The organism is Flexithrix dorotheae DSM 6795, assembly GCF_000379765.1.
GTDB classification, from domain to species: domain Bacteria; phylum Bacteroidota; class Bacteroidia; order Cytophagales; family Flammeovirgaceae; genus Flexithrix; species Flexithrix dorotheae.
The window spans coordinates 132,487-148,915 of sequence record NZ_KB903520.1 but is presented as its reverse complement, the minus strand read 5'-3'; the positions used below and the strand labels follow the sequence as shown (position 1 = coordinate 148,915).

The 16,429-nt window shown below is 36.0% G+C and carries 15 protein-coding genes; 6 read left to right on the top strand and 9 right to left on the bottom strand.

Annotated elements, in window-relative coordinates; genetic code table 11:
- Positions 1-47: 47 nt before the first annotated feature.
- On the bottom strand, positions 48-1,622 hold the full coding sequence (locus tag A3EM_RS0140150) for an ArnT family glycosyltransferase (protein WP_026210892.1): 1,575 nt from the start codon (positions 1,620-1,622) through the stop codon (positions 48-50).
- A 242-nt stretch (positions 1,623-1,864) separates the two neighbouring features.
- Here A3EM_RS0140150 and A3EM_RS0140145 point away from each other — a divergent pair, with 242 nt between their 5' ends.
- Positions 1,865-2,827, top strand: a complete 963-nt coding sequence (locus tag A3EM_RS0140145; protein WP_020533891.1) for a glycosyltransferase family 2 protein — start codon at positions 1,865-1,867, stop codon at positions 2,825-2,827.
- A gap of 63 nt (positions 2,828-2,890) precedes the next feature.
- Here the strand turns inward: A3EM_RS0140145 and lolA1 are convergent, their stop codons facing one another.
- The 3 genes from lolA1 to A3EM_RS0140125 form a co-directional block, all read right to left on the bottom strand.
- The gene (gene lolA1 / locus A3EM_RS0140140) at positions 2,891-3,541 is read right to left on the bottom strand and encodes an outer membrane lipoprotein periplasmic chaperone LolA1 (RefSeq protein WP_020533890.1); all 651 of its coding nucleotides are present in this window, start codon (positions 3,539-3,541) and stop codon (positions 2,891-2,893) included.
- A 62-nt stretch (positions 3,542-3,603) separates the two neighbouring features.
- A complete protein-coding gene (locus A3EM_RS0140135; protein WP_020533889.1) occupies positions 3,604-6,063 on the bottom strand; it encodes an FtsK/SpoIIIE family DNA translocase in 2,460 nt (819 codons plus the stop codon).
- A gap of 498 nt (positions 6,064-6,561) precedes the next feature.
- Positions 6,562-8,034 carry a nicotinate phosphoribosyltransferase gene (locus A3EM_RS0140125; protein ID WP_020533887.1) on the bottom strand — a complete coding sequence of 491 codons (1,473 nt, stop codon included), beginning with the start codon at positions 8,032-8,034 and terminating at the stop codon, positions 6,562-6,564.
- A 416-nt stretch (positions 8,035-8,450) separates the two neighbouring features.
- Here A3EM_RS0140125 and A3EM_RS0140120 point away from each other — a divergent pair, with 416 nt between their 5' ends.
- Positions 8,451-8,915, top strand: coding sequence for a hypothetical protein (locus tag A3EM_RS0140120; RefSeq protein ID WP_020533886.1), 465 nt, complete (start codon positions 8,451-8,453; stop codon positions 8,913-8,915).
- Between the two features lie 8 nt (positions 8,916-8,923).
- Here the strand turns inward: A3EM_RS0140120 and A3EM_RS0140115 are convergent, their stop codons facing one another.
- The 3 genes from A3EM_RS0140115 to A3EM_RS0140100 all read right to left on the bottom strand — a co-directional run bounded on the left by A3EM_RS0140115 (position 8,924) and on the right by A3EM_RS0140100 (position 11,792).
- Positions 8,924-9,958: a LacI family DNA-binding transcriptional regulator gene (locus A3EM_RS0140115; protein WP_020533885.1), complete on the bottom strand. Its 1,035-nt coding sequence runs from the start codon at positions 9,956-9,958 to the stop codon at positions 8,924-8,926.
- Between the two features lie 75 nt (positions 9,959-10,033).
- Positions 10,034-11,215, bottom strand: coding sequence for an MFS transporter (locus tag A3EM_RS0140110; RefSeq protein ID WP_020533884.1), 1,182 nt, complete (start codon positions 11,213-11,215; stop codon positions 10,034-10,036).
- A gap of 229 nt (positions 11,216-11,444) precedes the next feature.
- Complete coding sequence (locus A3EM_RS0140100; RefSeq protein WP_026210891.1) at positions 11,445-11,792, bottom strand: 4Fe-4S dicluster domain-containing protein; 348 nt, start codon at positions 11,790-11,792, stop codon at positions 11,445-11,447.
- 104 nt (positions 11,793-11,896) lie between these two features.
- On the opposite strand from A3EM_RS0140100, the gene A3EM_RS0140095 reads away from it, so the two are divergent.
- The 4 genes from A3EM_RS0140095 to A3EM_RS0140080 all read left to right on the top strand — a co-directional run bounded on the left by A3EM_RS0140095 (position 11,897) and on the right by A3EM_RS0140080 (position 15,323).
- Positions 11,897-12,913, top strand: a complete 1,017-nt coding sequence (locus tag A3EM_RS0140095) for an acyl-CoA reductase (RefSeq protein WP_020533880.1) — start codon at positions 11,897-11,899, stop codon at positions 12,911-12,913.
- A gap of 76 nt (positions 12,914-12,989) precedes the next feature.
- The gene (locus A3EM_RS0140090) at positions 12,990-13,226 is read left to right on the top strand and encodes a CDGSH iron-sulfur domain-containing protein (RefSeq protein ID WP_026210890.1); all 237 of its coding nucleotides are present in this window, start codon (positions 12,990-12,992) and stop codon (positions 13,224-13,226) included.
- A 132-nt stretch (positions 13,227-13,358) separates the two neighbouring features.
- Positions 13,359-14,921 carry an ExbD/TolR family protein gene (locus A3EM_RS0140085; protein ID WP_020533878.1) on the top strand — a complete coding sequence of 521 codons (1,563 nt, stop codon included), beginning with the start codon at positions 13,359-13,361 and terminating at the stop codon, positions 14,919-14,921.
- Positions 14,922-15,002: 81 nt separating this feature from the next.
- Positions 15,003-15,323 (top strand): DUF3467 domain-containing protein, encoded by a 321-nt coding sequence (locus A3EM_RS0140080; RefSeq protein ID WP_020533877.1) that lies wholly within the window; start codon positions 15,003-15,005, stop codon positions 15,321-15,323.
- Between the two features lie 56 nt (positions 15,324-15,379).
- Here A3EM_RS0140080 and A3EM_RS0140075 read toward each other — a convergent pair whose 3' ends face one another.
- The gene (locus A3EM_RS0140075) at positions 15,380-15,844 is read right to left on the bottom strand and encodes an ExbD/TolR family protein (RefSeq protein ID WP_020533876.1); all 465 of its coding nucleotides are present in this window, start codon (positions 15,842-15,844) and stop codon (positions 15,380-15,382) included.
- 27 nt (positions 15,845-15,871) lie between these two features.
- Positions 15,872-16,429: an ExbD/TolR family protein gene (locus A3EM_RS0140070; RefSeq protein WP_020533875.1), complete on the bottom strand. Its 558-nt coding sequence runs from the start codon at positions 16,427-16,429 to the stop codon at positions 15,872-15,874.

Genomic DNA, 16,429 nt, shown 5'->3' with positions numbered 1-16,429 from the left:
ACCTTTAGCATATTTAAAAACTCTTTTTCACGATTAGAGGGAAATAATTAGTGTTTGTTAGGATCGAAATGCAGGATAACCGTGTACGGCAATTCAAATAAATCCTTTTGCTCAAAAATCTTATCTAATTCATTTATTTTCTCAATGTCATGGATATCGTTTTTTCTTGAGATTAGAAAGAATTCTTCTCCTTCATCAATTCTTTTCTGCACATCCTGTGGAGAACCTAATTTTTCAATTTCCTTATGGATATAAAATGAAAAGGCAGGATTATAACTTCTGTAATGTAAAATTGCCTTTGATTGGTCCATTTTTGCCAATCCATTCCTAATTGGACTCAGGTTATCAAGTTTAGGAAAAATTGCATAAAACAATATTAAACCACTTATTACAAACCCTCCGGAAACTGAGAAAAAAGCTTGCTGGGTTTTCCCCCGGTTGAATAATACTATTCCCCAAACAGTTCCAATGGGAATTCCTATCAACAAAGCTGAAAGTGGCTGAAAAGGCCTTAAATCTGCCTCCTCTCCCCATGCGATATAAACTGCTACAGGGAGCAAAAATGCAATAACTCCCAATACGATCAGACTAGCTTTAGCTTTGTATTTTTTGATAAATTCCGGGATATCCAGCTTTGCCATAAAATTTCCAAGCAGGATTGCCAAAAAAGGGAAACTTGGCTCAGGATAGCTTGGAAGCTTGGTTTTTGATATAGAAAAGAAAATAATCACTACTCCGGCACCAATGATAGAAAACAGAATTAAGTCATTATTTCTATCTTTCCAGGCAAGATGTAAGGCCTGAAAAATAAAAACTGAAAAAGGCAAAAGTCCGGCAATTACAAATACTGTTGGCAGGAAAAATGGCCCTCCATGCCCTTCCATTTTCCCCGTAAACCGACCAATATTATGTACCAGAAAGAATTCTCTGGGCCATTCCCAATCGGTTGCTTCCCCTACTGCCCAATACCAGGGAATTACCACCAGAAAGAAAATTAAAAGACCTGGAAATAATTGAATCCGAAGGATAGATTTGAAATTGAAATCTTTTTTTAAAATCAGGAAGAAAAAAATTATCCCTCCAGGTAAAACAATAGCCATTGGACCTTTTGTAAGCACAGCAAGTCCCATTAAAGCATAAAATAAGAAAAAATGACTTTTAGAATTTTTGGTATAAGCCAGTAAAAACACAAATAAACTCGACACAAAAAGACATATTAAGTAAGGATCGGGAACCGCTAAATGAAATTGTACTGCCAGCTGTAGTGATGAAACTAAAACCAAAGCCGCATAGAAAGCCTTTTTTTCCCCAAGAAAAATTCGCGAAATCCAAAAAGTCATAAAAACGGCCAGTACTCCGGCTAGCGAAGAAAAAATTCGGGCACCCATTTCATTTTTGCCAAAAATGCTATAGCCTGCCATCATAAAATAATAGTGCAGTGGAGGTTTATCTGTGCGCAATTCATAATTGAAAGTTGGTACAATTGGACTACCCGATTCCATCATTTCCCTGGCGCAGGCAGCATTTTTAGATTCATCGAGAATGTAAACCGATACATCCCAAATATTTGCCGTAAATAACAATAGGCAAACCCCAAAAAGAATTAAAACTTTCCTATTCATGCAATTGCTTTCATTATCCTTTTCACCAATAAACCAACCCTTTTTACATCTTGTCATTCAAAATTCCGCTTTGCAGAAATTTTGGCAAATATTGTTTAAATTAGTATTACACGGGGAGATTTAAAGGTTAATTTTATGTAAACCAAATGCTATTTTTTTGACAAAAAATTAACTCAATTCCTTGTACATACTTCACCATCACACATTTTCTTTGACTTTTTAAACTTCCAAAAAGTTTTGCTATGGTGATTTCAGTTGTGGTTACCCTTCTCAATGAAGAAGATAATGTCGTTCCATTGATTAAGAAAATTCAGGTTTCACTACAGAATATTGAACATGAAATTATTCTGGTGGATGATGGTTCAACCGATGAAACGGTGGAACGAATAAAAGCCTTCCCAAATCCCAATATCCGACTGCTCGTTTTAAACCGTAACTATGGACAAACCACGGCCATGTCTGCCGGAATTGCACATGCCAGGGGGAAATATATTGTCACCATGGATGGGGATTTACAAAATGATCCTGATGACATTCCTAAAATGCTTTCTACGCTGAAAAGTGGGAACTGGGATGTAGTTGCAGGCCGTAGAGCCAATAGAAAGGATGGAATGTTGCTTAGGAAAATACCCAGCAAAATTGCTAATGCATTTATCCGAACTTTGACTAATGTTCACCTGCACGATTATGGATGTACCTTAAAAATATTTAAAAGAAAAATTGCTCAAAACCTTGGGCTCTATGGAGAATTACACCGATTTATACCTGTTTTAGCACAATTGCAGGGGGCAAAAATGATGGAAATGGATGTCAAACACCATCCAAGAATTTACGGTCAATCCAAATATGGATTAGGGAGAACCATGAAAGTAATAAGTGATTTAATGCTCATTGTTTTTTTCCAAAAATATTTCCAGCGGCCTATTCACCTTTTTGGCCCAATTGGACTAGGCGCACTTGGTATAGGTTCCCTTATCAATTTGTACTTCTTTGTATTAAAACTAATGGGACAGGACATTTGGGGAAGACCACTTTTAATATTAGGAATTACCCTGGTTTTGGGAGGAATTCAATTTATTACCTTCGGAATAATTATAGAAGTAGTCATGCGGGTTTATTACGAATCTCAAAGCAAGAATACTTACAACATTAGGGAAACCTATTCCGGAACAAAAAATGGAGAGTTAATCCTTGAGGGAGAATAAAAAAGCAAAAAAAAGGTCCTGAATTCAGAAATTCAGGACCTTTTCTTAAATTGATATCAAATTTTATCTCAAATCCACCACTTCTACATTTGGGTGTCTTTCTGTTTGAAACACAAATAAATTATCACTCAAATTAGTTTGTGGAGCGAAGTCCTTAATCATATACTCTGTGGTTCTGTTATCTTTATAAAATACTTTCCAGCTTCTCAGGGTTTTATCTTCCTTTTCAATAGTAAGCAGTATTTTAAAATAACTTAAATCTGTATCTTCAGGTTGCAGTTCCACTACCTCACAAGGAATTTTATCCACTTTTGTTTCTTTGACAAACCTGTATTTGTATCCTTCTTTATAAAGGTCAGGCATGTCTGTAGGAGAAATATCCTCAGGGTCTTTTTCATACTCGGTAATGGTTACTTCATTGTCATCTACCAAATAGGTCCAGACGTTTTTTTCATTATTAAAGATTTCCTGGCTTCCCAGGGTGAGGTGATACTTATTTTGTTTCACAAGGATTTCCCCTTCATATTTATCAGATATGTTTTCGCCAGGACTGCTTAATTCATAAACGAATTTGGCTTTGAAAGCAGGAGTTTGTTTATACTTTTCACTCATCTTGTACAAAATCTCCTCTGCTTCAATTTCATGCTGGGCAAATAATGGAAGGGCCATTACCATCCCTAAAAAAATACTTAAACTTATCTTTAAAATCTTCATCACTGTAGTTAAATTTTTATTTGAATCTCTTATACGTAGCTAAATTGAATCTGTTCGGAAAATTAGGGCATATTTCTCAGAATTTCCTCTAAATGTTCCGTATCCATAATCAAAACCTGCCTGGCCTTACTTCCTTCAAAAGGCCCGACAATACCAGCCGCTTCCAGTTGATCAATAATTCTACCAGCTCTGTTATATCCTAAACTTAATTTTCTTTGAACCAAAGAAGTACTTCCCTGCTGGTGGGTCACAATAAGCCTTGCCGCTTCTTCAAACATGGCATCCCTAGATTTCAAATCCAGAGCTTTGGACTCTGCACTTTCATCCTCCGCCTCTGGCAATAAGTAAGCAGTATCATAACCCTGTTGATCACCAATAAATGCGCAAACTTTTTCAACCTCATCTGTATCTACAAAAGCACACTGCAAACGAATAATTTCCGACCCATTGGACAGGAGCATATCCCCCATCCCAATAAGCTGATCTGCACCTCCTGTATCCAAAATGGTTCTGGAATCTATTTTGGAACTTACCTTAAAAGATAACCTAGCCGGGAAATTAGCTTTGATAATACCTGTGATCACATCCACAGAAGGCCTTTGAGTAGCGATTATTAAATGTATTCCAATAGCCCTGGCTAATTGAGCCAATCTGGCAATAGGCATTTCCACTTCTTTTCCCGCCACCATCATCAGGTCGGCAAGCTCATCTATTACCAAAACAATATACGGTAAAAATCTGTGCCCTTTTTCCGGATTTAATTTCCGGTTCACAAATTTCCTGTTATACTCTTTTAAATTTCTGCAACCTGCTTCTTTCAGCAGATTATAACGTACATCCATCTCAATACAAAGGGAATTCAGCACATTTACCACCTTTCTGGTATCTGTTACTATTGCATCCTCCGCATCCGGTAAACTGGCCAGAAAGTGTCTTTCTATCTTATTAAAAAGATTAAGTTCCACCTTTTTGGGGTCCACCAAAACGAACTTCAACTGGGAAGGATGTTTTTTATACAGCAATGAAGTAAGAATCACATTCAACCCAACCGATTTACCCTGACCAGTGGCACCTGCCATTAATAGGTGAGGCATTTTGGTAAGATCCGTAATAAATACTTCATTGGAGATGGTTTTCCCTAAGGCTATGGGCAACTCCTTACCGGAATTCATGAACCTGCCAGTCGCTAATACAGACTTGATAGATACAGTCTCCCGGTTTTTATTTGGTACTTCAATACCTATGGTCCCTTTTCCGGGAATAGGTGCAATAATTCTGATACCCAATGCAGCCAGACTTAAGGCAATATCATCTTCCAGGTTTTTAATTCTGGAAATTTTCACACCTGCCTCAGGAACAATTTCATAAAGAGTTACGGTGGGCCCAATGGTCGCTTTTATAGAAGAAATATTGATCTTAAAATTACTTAGCGTCTCTACAATTTTCTCCTTATTGGACTGTAATTCCTCCGTGGTTACTTTCACTTTTCCAGTTCCGCCATCACTAAGTAGTTCAATACTTGGGTATTGGTAACGGCTTAAATCCAATTTTGGATCGTATTGATCCATGTCTTCAATTACCAATTGCTCACCTTCATTTTTATTGGTTTTCTCAATTTCCAATGAAGGTCCCAATTCCTTACTTTCCACCACCAAATCCTCACTTTGTGTTTTATCTTCTACACTAAAATCAGGCTCTGTGTTCTGTTTTTTCATTTGAGATGGCAATGTAGGAGGCTTAATGGTAAGGGCCATTTCCTGGCCAGCCTCAATCCCATTATCTTCTTCCACCTTATCCTCCTGATCAACTTCGTCATCGGCCATTTCCGCTTCTGTTTTTTCCTCAGGCTTAGTCCTTCTTTTACCCTGTATAGATTCCTGAAAGTCGGCCAAAATTTCTTTTCTGATAAAGTATATGGAAAATACACCCATAGAAAATACCAAAAAGAAAAGTGTTCCCCAGCCTACAAGGCTGTCAAAAATTTCAGCTGCCCCCAATCCAATACCACCACAAAGAAAGTGAAGCGCACCTGGTTCTTCAGAAATCTGAACAATGTATCCAAATAATAAGCTAATCCAGAACATTAGGAAAAGGATCACTTTTGAGGACTTTACCAGAGGAATAATTTCTTTGTTGAATACAATTTTATACCCCATAGCAAATACCAGAGGAACTAATAATACTGAGGCAATCCCAAACCATTGGTATATAAATAAATGAGCAAGACCAGCACCTGCTAATCCCAGCCAATTCTGCACTTCCTTTCCCGAAACGATTAATGCTCCAAACCCAGTTGATTCCACCACACTCTGGTCGGCTTTTCCCGTGAATATATAGGACAAAAGAGATAGGAATAAAAAGAGAGAAAAAAACAGTAACAATAATCCCAAACTCACTTTAAATCGTCTGTCACCCAAAAATTCAAGGTCAAATTTTATATTTTTCCCTGGGGAAGAAACTTTCGATTTTTCTGTCCTCTTTTTCTTGTAGGAATTTCTGTAAGTATTTTTTTTAGCTGCCATTAAAAATCAAAAAAGAATAACTATTGCCAAAATATTAAACAATCTGAAATTAAAAAATTAACCAAACAATTCTTCCGGAATCCCACTGGTTATTATAGAACCTCAAGGCATTGAACCAGAATTTTGGCAAAAATCTTTCACATAACTATAATATGAATATAGTCCTAAAAACTACCTTTTCTAACAAATTCTCAAAAATTAATCAGCAAAAGTAAGATTTTATGCTATTAAAGTTCAAAAAATAATGGGCAATTTACAACTCCTTTTTTTAAAAAAAGAATTGTTTAAATCTCCATATGAAATGATCATTTTTTCCTCTGGCAGAAAAACATCTATAGGATAATCTACTTTGACTCCTTTTGAAATAGCCATGAAAACTGTCTTTTCCTTAAAAACAAAAAAATCCCTTTCTGGAAATAGAAAAGGATTTTGAAGTTGGCTAAAGTATAACCTTTATGAAATAGCTATGGCTTAATTTCCGGAAAATGGAGCATTTGCCTATTCTACTTTCCTCAATTGTAAAGTCAGATTTGTTTTTAGCTTAAATAGATTTTCTTCAAGGCCAACAGGATATTGGTGTGGGTTGGCAAATCGCTTAATACTTTTGTGCAAAGTACCCAATTCTTCCTGTACATGGTTTTTAATCTCCTTAATTCCAGGTCTTTCATACACTAATTTGCCCTTTCTAAAAACAGGCTGTAATAAATCTTTGTATTCCAGGGACTTGTTTATCTTTTTTCTTCTGGTGTTGTCCATCGGGTCCATAATTACAGGGGCCTGTGGAATTTCATCTACTTCATTGAATATCATGTCTGCCACACTTTCTCCATTCCTGAAATACCTCCTTACCTGTTGAATCCCTGGATTAGAAGTTTTGATCGCCTGCTCTGAAAGCTTTATTTTATAATCCCATTCCCCTTTGGCATTTTTTATGGCAGATATTTTATATACCCCTCCCAGTGCGGGTTGGTCGAATGCTGTAGCCAGCTTGGTTCCCACTCCCCAAACATTAATTTGAGCATCCTGCTGGGACTTTAAACTTGTGATTATATTTTCATCCAAATCATTGCTAGCCACAATTTTAGCATTTTCGAACCCGGCTTCATCCAGTAGCTTTCTGGCTTCAATACTCAGGTAAGCCAAATCCCCTGAATCCAGTCTTATGCCCACCATTTCATAGCCCCTTTCCCGAAGTTTTACCCCTTCTACTATAGCTTTTTTCACTCCTTCAATAGTATCAAAGGTATCTACCAGAAAAATACAATTATTGGGCATGGCCTGAGCATAAGCCTCAAATGCTTCTTCTTCAGAATCGAATGACATGACCCAGCTATGTGCATGGGTTCCCTTTACGGGAATATCAAATAGTTTACCCGCCAGCACATTGGAAGTAGCGGAGCAACCCCCTATGTAGGCAGCCCGGCTGGCAGCCAAAGCACCATCAATTCCCTGAGCCCTTCTCATTCCGAATTCCAGAATAGGTTCACCAAGCGCAGCAATGCTTAATCTGGCCGCCTTGGTAGCCACCAGGGTTTGGAAATTAATAATATTTAATAATGCTGTTTCCAGAATCTGACACTGAAAAAGAGGGCCTTTTACACGTACAAGCGGTTCATTTGGAAAAACTACACTTCCTTCCGGAATGGCATCAATATCACAATTAAATTCCATTTCAGATAAATATTTAAGAAAACCTTTTTCAAAAAGAGGTTTACCATCATTTCCGGTCAACTTCCCCAAATATTCTAAATCAGATTCATCAAGGGAAAAATCCTGTAAATAGTCAATCGCATAATCCAAACCACAACATATGGCATATCCTCCGTTAAATGGATTTTTTCTATAATATAAGTTGAATACAGCCTCTTTTTCAGTTGTCCCGGACTTCCAATACCCATAGGCCATCGTAATCTGGTAGAGGTCTGTAAATAATCCTAATGAAGATTTATATAGATCTTGTGTTAATTTCATCTTTTGTGTTTAGCTAAAAGAAAATTCCCTGCAGGGAATCCGGAAAGTTAGAAAAATCATTTTATACCCTTGCATTTTAATAATCGATTTTTTACAAATAATAGTTGATCATTCCGAAATTTAAAATGTAGATTCTCAAAAAGTATTTGCCTTTACAGTCATGAAATTCCTGAAACGCATCTTTCAAGCGAATGATTAAAATTTTGAATATTGAAGAATACTCAGAAATATTATTTATAAAAATTATACAAACGGTAAGCATTGCGCTCCGGATTACTTTCAATCCTTGATTTTTTTACTAAATTTGTAACAAACTAGCAAATTTCTACTACTAATTATTCTAAAATCAGATGAAATGGGCCCTGAGTGCTTTTTATCTGGTTGAAGGATAAGTTCAATCCAAAACATTTTATGCTATGAAAGGCCTACTTTTCCTAATTTCTGCTCTTTTTATTTCTATTTCATTTTCCTCCTGTGAGGATGATAAGGAATTCATTATAGACCCCATTATTGGTACTAAAAAACTAACTTCTCAGGAAGTAAGAGTTTTTCTAAATGGGGAATTGCTCTCCGATAAGATAATTGAAGGTTCCGGCCTGGATTTTTCCGATCTTAGCATCCCCAAAAATACAACCTTTAAATTTAATGAAAGCGGAGCTTTTACAGCTCTGGTTCCGGGTGAACCTGTCCAACTCGGATATTGGGAGTTAAATAATTCCAGAACCCAGTTAATTTTGAATTCCGAAAAGGAGGACCAGGTTTTTCAAATACATGCCTTAACTTCCAAAACACTTTCTTTGGCGATTGTTGAAAAACAAATTATTTATTTAAATGGCTATCCGGCAGATCTAAGTGTAGAAGTGATCATGAATATGCATTAATTCGCCTACTATTTCCTGATTAGATTAATATCCTTTACAGAAGCTCTTTCTATTAAGCGGGTAGGAATTAATTTCTTTTCATTCAGGTATTCCTGACTGCTCAAATTTTCTAATAAAGAATTTACCGCTTCTTTCCCAAGGCTTTCTTTATCCTGGGCTACGGTAGTCATTGGTGTAGAAAGAAATGCAGAATAAGGTTGTTCATCAAAAGAAATCAAAGAAATATCTTCAGGAATTTTCAGCCCTGCTTCAGCAATAGCCTTTATCACCCCTAAAGAAATCATATTACCCAGTGCAAAAATTGCGGAAGGAACTGAAGTCCTTTTCAATAATTTTTTAGTTTGAGTATATCCGTTCTCCACACCAAAATCGGTTCCGGTAATCATTTCATTCCTAAAGGGAATTCCTGCTTTTTCCAGGGCCTCCTTAAAGCCCTGTACCCTTTGTATATTGGAAATAGCCTGTGGGAGTCCCTGTATACAGGCAATAGCCTTATGCCCTTTTTCAATTAAATAGTTTGTGGCTTCAAAGGCACCTCTGCTATTATCTGAAGCAATAAATGGCAAATCTATTTCCGGGAAATAACGATCTATTAAAACCAGGGGAAAATGTTGCTGTTTCAATTTTAAAAGGTGTGTTCCGGAAATACCTACAGGGGATACAATTAAACCATCTACTTTTTTACTCATTAAAAGCGCGATGGATTCCTTCTCCAAACCAGTATCTTCCCGAGAATCGAACAGGAATAAAAAATAGCCTTTTTTTCTACTTTCAATTTCAATGCTTCTGGCAATGCCAGCAAAAAAAGGATTGGAAATATCCGGAATGATTAACCCTATTGTATTCGTTTTTTGCAACCTCAATCCTCTGGCAATTTGGTTGGGAACAAAACCTTGTTGATGTGCATATTCCTGAATTGTTTCCGCTGTTTTTTTACTAATTCTATACTGATCGGCCTGACCATTCAAAACCCTGGAAACAGTGGAGGGAGATACCTTTAGTTCTTCTGCTATTGCCTTTATGGTAATTGGGATTTTTTTCAATGTAATTAGTAGGGATGGTTTGTATTTGGCAAATTCTGACTCTCTGTGGATTACTGAAAAACAAAGTTATATATTTCAGTTCTTTTTGCCCGAAAACTTTAAGGCAATTAAACCCAAAACCGGTCCGGGCAACAAAGCTAAAAATATAAATTGCACTTCAATATGCAAGTAAAGATAATTGAGTAACTGAATACTGAAAATGGTTATAAAAAAGCCTACGGAATTGACAATGGTAAGGGCTGTACCCGTAAAGTTTTGTGGAGTAGATCCTGCTACAAGGGTGCTAAACTGGGGTGAATCAGAAACGACCGTAAGCCCCCAGAAAATTAAAAAAATAACAAAGGGCATTGATGTCCAGGCAAAAATTAAAGGAGAGATCAAACAACAAATTCCTGAAAGCAAAAGCGAATAAAACGCTACTGGTTTACTCCCTGTCTTATTGGAAATATAGCCTCCAACCGCACAGGAAATCCCTCCTGCCCCTATAATGATAAATGACCAAAACGGAACCGGAAAATTTATTTGCACATGCATTGACTGGTAATTGACCAGAATAACTGGCACAAATGCCCAGAACGCATATAACTCCCACATATGACCAAAATAACCAAATGCGGCTGCCCTAAACCTTCCATTTTGAAAAACTTTTAGAATAGCCTTAAAATCAAAACCCGAACTTTTTTTCCTGAATGGTCCATCCGGGACAAATAAAAGAATTAGCAATCCTCCAAAAGCCGCAATTGCAGAAGTTCCCATAATTACTGACTCCCACGAAAATAAACCGGTGAAATTTTTCAATAAATGAGGAAAAGCTGTTCCAATTACCAAAGCGCCCACCAAAAATCCCAGAGTTTTTCCCAGGCCTTTATCGTGATAATCCGATGCGATTTTCATTCCTACCGGATAAATACCAGCCAGAAAAAAACCTGTTATCGCCCGAAAAATCATAATTGATAACATTCCGGTAGAAATCAATATTGCCAGGTTGGCCAATGCTCCACAAATAGCACAGATAAAAAACACCCGGGAAGGGGAAAACCGATCAGATATAGTGAAAATAGCAAAAAGGAAAGTACCCAAAATAAACCCCAACTGAACCGCTGAAGTAAGGTGACCTAATGCACTCTCAGGGAGATTAAATGCTAAAGAGATATCTGAAATAACTGCATTCCCGGCAAACCAGAGTGAGGTCCCGGTAAATTGGGAAAATACGATAAAGGGAACAATTATTTTATTTATCGATTGACTAGAATTCAATTGCTTAATTTGATTAAGGATGAATAAATTTTAAGTATTTTTTGATTGAATCATTTTCCCTTCCAATAAATTCCATAGTTGTGTATAAATGATTTCCAGCAGGCTCCAATATCTCCATGTGCTCCAGTATTTTAAATATTTGGCATTGGTAACCCATAATTTAATTATTAAATCATAAAAAAAGGGTATTGAACAAGCCAATACCCTTTTCTATTGTATAAGAGTAGAATTATTCATCGTGCATCCACGATTTTTTACCTAATAATTCTTCTTCAGTTTCTCTATAGTCAGGATCATCCACACAACAATCCACGGGACAAACTGCAGCGCACTGAGGTTCTTCATGGAAACCAGTACACTCAGTACATTTATCTGATACAATATAATAAAACTCATCCGAAATGGGCTCCATTGGCTGGTCACCACTAATTTTAGTGCCATCCTCCATCTCCACTTCCTTTAAACTGGTTCCCCCACCCCAGGTCCATTCTACTCCACCTTCATAAATGGCAGTATTTGGGCATTCCGGCTCGCATGCACCACAATTGATGCATTCGTCTGTAATCATGATAGCCATAGATTCACGCTTTAAATTTCAATTAGTTAATTTTGTCTGTCTAATTTTCAACAAATTTATAACCCTAATGTTTCTGGGACAAATTCAAAAGATAAAAACTGCATATGAATATTGAAGAAAGATTAAAAGCTTTTGAAGAATTACGCAAAAAAATTAAAAATATAGATGCGAATACCAAGCAGGAAATCTGTCAAAAAGCACATACCTTTAACAACTGGTTTGTACCAGAAAATGTAGCATTATCATTTAAAGGTTTAGAAACCTTACTCGCTCCTGAAAAGTTCCGGAATTGGGCTAAATCCTACCAGTTTTCGGCAAGTTTCACACCAAAGAAAGTAGGTGTAATCATGGCTGGTAATATCCCTATGGTAGGAATTCATGATTTCATTTCCGTTTTAGTCAGTGGGCATATCCTTTATGCCAAGTTAAGTTCGCAAGACCCTTATTTGCTTAAAGTAATCGCTGAAATGCTGATTGAAATTGAGCCTCGTTTTGCCGATAAAATTGTATTTGCAGAACAGCTAAAAGGAATTGATGCACTCATTGCAACCGGCAGTAATAATAGCGCAAGATATTTTGAATATTATTTTAAAGATAAACCAAAAATAATTCGAAAAAACAGGGTTTCCTGTGCAGTACTTAACGGAAAAGAGAACGAAGAGGCCATAAAACTCCTGGGAACAGATGTATTGACCTACTATGGTTTAGGCTGCAGAAATGTTTCAAAAGTTTTTCTTCCCAATGATTTTGACCTGACCAGGATAATGTCGGCTATGGAAGACCTGGGAAAAGAAATGCTTCAAAATCACAAATATGCCAATAATTACGATTACAATAAGTCTATTTACTTAATTAAGCAGATTCCCCATTTGGATAATGGTGGATTAATGCTGAAAGAAAGTGAGGAATCGGCCTCTCCAATTGCCGTACTTTTTTATGAATTTTATAAATCCACAGAGGAATTAAGTAAACGGCTGGAAAATGAAAAAGATCAATTACAATGCATTGTTGCTGATGGAGGATGGTATGCTGATTCGGTTCCATTTGGAAAAGCACAATACCCTGAAATTGACGATTATGCAGATGGAGTTGATACTTTAAGTTTCCTGTTAAAATTGTAGAATCCAATATTATAAATGTATATCCGTCTGGATTTTTGTATTTTTAGGATAGTTCCACATTAAAATCTCAATGATTATGAATCAACCTAAAATTGCACAGAAGGTACCTTATGTAATGGATATAGAACCAGGCACTTATTTCTGGTGCGCCTGTGGGGAAAGCAAGAAACAACCCTACTGTGATGGATCACACAAGGGCACAGATTTCCGTCCGGTAAAGGAAACTGTAGAAAAGAAGAAAAGAGTGGCATGGTGCGGTTGTAAGCATTCTCAAAAGGCTCCATTTTGCGATGGTTCACATAGCAAATTGTAAAGAATATTTCATAGGGGATTTAGAATCTATTTCCCCTATCCCTCAAAAAATCCCACTTACTTGTTTATGCATTATATTAAAGTTTTGAAAAAATAGTAATAAAATCCTTTTTAGGCCTACTTACCTTGAAATATGAGCTTATACAAAGGATATTTACGAAAAAAAATAAACTTCAAGGAACTGGGCAACCGGACCATTTATGCAGGACTATTTTTAGGATTGTCCTCTGCTTTTGCCTTATATCTTTTCAGTACTTTCCTTCAACAAATACTACGGCTTTCCTCCATTGTTTTTAGTATCAATTTATGGGAACTTACAATTGAAGAGTACAATTTCTACAATTATTTCTTTGCGGTATTTGCTGGAATTTATGGTTTAAACCAGACTTTTAATTTTTGGCTAAAAAGCTCCAAAAGTGATATTTTCTTTAAGTATAAATATCAAAAAGTAAATATACTGACTGATATAAATGCTCTATTCTGGGTCTTCATTCTGGTTTTTAGCAGATTTGCCCTCTTTTACGGTCAATACTTCAACTGGAATCGCCAGTTTTATGTCATTAATTTATATCCCAATTACAACTATCTTTTTATCCTTATTTTAGTTGTCTTATTCCTTCAACTTTGGACTTCATTCCTAAAAATATATGGCAGGAAAACCTATAAATTAATGGTATTTTCTCTTCTTTCCATTGGGTTGTTTTCCATGGTAATAACCAAAATTCAATTCATTGACTTCTTTAAAATAGACCAGCACTTTTTAGCTTCACGATTTGAAAGCCAATATAGATTTAACCTACCTACTTTGCCTGTTTCTGATGATAGTTATTGGATAACAAAAATTAAAGTTGAAGTAAGGATGGCTTTTCCCAAAGCAGAATTGCAGGAGAATGAAATGCCCCACATTTATCTAAATCAAGAAAAAAGCAGTTTCACCAACATTGGTAAAGCCCTAAAGCAGGAAATCACTAAAGATTATATGTTTTTTCCAGAAAGAGAAATTACAATTGGAATTTCTGTGGATAAAAATATGCCTGTAAAATATGTAAAACTATTAATCAATAATTTGAGGAAATATGGTTATTCTAAGATTGCTTTCTTTGGATATCCTGACAAAGGTGAGTTTGACCCCAGGTTTTATTTATATAAAGTGGCTTATTATAATTATTATCCCTTTTATTGTCCCTTGCTTTCAAAGGTGGAACCTGCCCATTTCAATGATATTTTAATAGAAGGAAACCATTCACCCTTCTGTTTATTTAATGAAAGTATAAGGTTTGGAGAAAACCATTGGAATGGAATGAAATTGATGTTTTTAAAACTATCAAAAAATGGAGATTTATGGTTGAATGACAAAAATACTAGTCCTCAACTATTCAAAAAGCAATTCACCTGGTTTATCCAAAAATTTCCTGAAAAAGGTATTATCATTTTTGAACCAGAAGCTGATTGTACTTTTGAGCAATACCTAAATACAAAGGCATTGTTTTCAGAACAGATTGATAATTTGAGAAATCAAAAGGCAAAGGAATTAACAGGCAAAAATTGGGAGGAATTAAAGGAATTTCGGGATACTGAAGAATTTAGTGCTCATTATTCTGATATAAAAAATGACATTTCCAATCCCATTCTAGAACTTTCCTCTGAAGAAAAAAGACTATTTCTCCAAATTCTAAAGAAGCAGGGAGCCCAATAAATACAATACTTATTTTTCAATCAGTCGTTTTGTTTCTTAAATTCGCTGAATAAGTCTGTAAACTATTTAAATCAAAATAAAATGAGTAAAGAAGAAAAGGAGAATCCTAACCAGATAAATATTGAATTATCAGAAGAAGTAGCAGAGGGTGTTTATTCCAATTTGGTAATGATTGCACACTCCAACAGTGAGTTTGTGGTAGATTTTATCAGGTTAATGCCAGGCGTGCCTAAAGCAAAGGTAAAATCAAGAATTGTAATCACTCCTGAACATGCCAAAAGATTACTGGATGCCCTAAAAGATAATATTGATAAATATGAAAATAATTTTGGGCCAATAAAGCAGACACAGGAAGCGCCCAAGTTCCCAATGAATTTTGGAGGAACCATTGGAGAAGCATAAAAAAAAGGCCTCTGAATTAAATCAGGGGCCTTTTTTTTGGTCAGCTTGTAAATTTATTACAAGGCATCTGCACTTAGGATACTTGAATAATTCACCTTCAATGCGTTAGCTTCTCTTAATTGCTGCTTAACGTCATTAATAATACCCATTTTTGCATCTCTATCCACTTTAAGAGACATTGTAATTTTATCTCTTTCCACTTCATCCAATTTGTCTTTTTCCTCAAAAACAAACTTTGGAATCTCTTTTGGCATGATTAATACGTCATTTACCTGAATTCTTGGCTCATCACCATACTTATCAGTATCCTTAGGCTTTCCTACATAAATGTAGCTTACTAAAGATTTTTGCTCCAATTTTGTCAGCTGTGTAGCATTTGGCAACTTATTCTCTACCAACAAATCTGTTTCCCTTAATACCGTAGTTACCATAAAGAAGAATAGTAACATAAAGATAATATCAGGAAGAGCTGAAGTTGGAATATCCTGGCTTGTGTTTGTTTTCTTTTTAAACTTTGCCATAATTTTTCAGAGTTAAGTTCCTAATTTTTAATTTGCTATATTAATGTCAGTAGGTTCAGCATCCGACACCTGGTATGGAAAAGCTTGTCGTGCTCTGTCATACATTTCTTCCCCCTCATCAGTTTTCCTATCAAGCTCATTGAACTCTTCCAGGGTAATCCCTAAATATTCAGCCCTCAATTCATTATACGCTTGTTTTAATTCATCTACCACAAGAATATACTGTTCATAACTTGTTCCCCTGTCAGTTTTAAGAGAAACAACCGCTTTCTGAGGGCTTTCCGATGATTTTGGATCTTTACCATTATTGGTAATAAATTCCTTTACCGTTTCCTTTAATTCAGATAATTCCAGAGGTTCTTCCTCCACCAACATTTTATCTTGAGAGTTAATCAGGATATTAAAGATGTTTCTTTGTTTCAATTTAATTTCCTGCTGCTCTTCTTTTTTTGGGGGAAGTTGAACATAAATACCCTTATCTGAGGCAATAGTTGTTGTTACCAAAAAGAAAATTAGGAGAAGGAATGCGATATCGGCCATTGAACCTGCATTAACCTCTGTACTTTGTCTTTTGGATCTGCCCAT